Here is a 943-nt window from a genome sequence, read left to right on the forward strand (position 1 = left end):
CAACCTGGTGGCCGACCACTTCAAGTCCGGGCGGTACCGGCTCGAGGTGACGACGGGCGACGTGCTCGACGCCGACCGGCCGGACCGGGGCCCCGAGGGCAGCCCGGAGGCCGCGGTCATCGACCACATCACCAACGTCGACCTGCTCAAGGCCGTGAAGCAGCTCAACCCCGAGCAGCAGGAGTGCATCGTGCTGCGGTTCCTGCACGGGTTCTCCGTCGCGGAGACCGCGCAGGCCATGAACAAGAACGAGGGAGCGATCAAAGCGTTGCAGTACCGAGCGGTGCGCGCACTCGCCCGGCTCCTGCCCGACGGATTCCAACCGTGACCGCTGTCACCTTCCGTTACAGTGCCCCCGGCGGCGCCGTAACCAGCCTCCGCTCTGCGGCGTTGGTCCTGATGCGACCGTCGGCATGGCGCACGGCGGTCGCGGTGGCCCACCATCCCGCTGCCCTGCCGCGCCTGATTGACGCGATCACGGAAGGGGGGTGCCTCAGGTGATTGGCTCCGTCTTCCATCGTCGACGGGCTGAGCGGTTCGCCCAGCTCATGGACGAGGCCACGGGGGCCCGACGGCACCGCATGAGGTCCACGCTCGACGACTCCCTGGCCGACCTCGTGCAGGTCGGCCAGCGACTCTCCGACCTGCCGATCAAGGTGGAAGGACAGCCGGAGTTCCGGGACGGCCTGCGGGCCATGCTGCTGGCCACGGCCGAACGCGAGGGCATCGGCGCCACCGCGAAGGAGCCGGAGCCGGCGTCCCGGACGACCCTGCGGTCCCTGCGCCGCCCGGCGGGCAGCCGGCCGGCCGTGAGCCGCCGGACCCGCACCCGCGGCGCGATCGTCGTCGGCCTGGCCGCTGGCACGCTCGCCCTGTCGGGCATGTCGGCCGCGAGCGGCGACGCGATCCCGGGCGACGCGCTGTACTCGGTCAAGCGGTCCAC

The 943-nt window shown here is 71.9% G+C and carries 1 protein-coding gene and 1 pseudogene; both read left to right on the plus strand.

Annotation, left to right across the window (positions count from 1 at the left end; all coding sequences use genetic code 11):
* Positions 1–328 (plus strand): RNA polymerase sigma factor (locus IEZ31_RS42295; protein WP_229836583.1); only part of this gene is annotated, 328 nt, incomplete at its 5' end.
* A 220-nt stretch (positions 329–548) separates the two neighbouring features.
* A pseudogene (locus tag IEZ31_RS57280) lies at positions 549–943 on the plus strand (DUF5667 domain-containing protein); the annotation flags it as partial.

Source organism: Dactylosporangium sucinum, assembly GCF_014647515.1.
GTDB lineage: Bacteria > Actinomycetota > Actinomycetes > Mycobacteriales > Micromonosporaceae > Dactylosporangium > Dactylosporangium sucinum.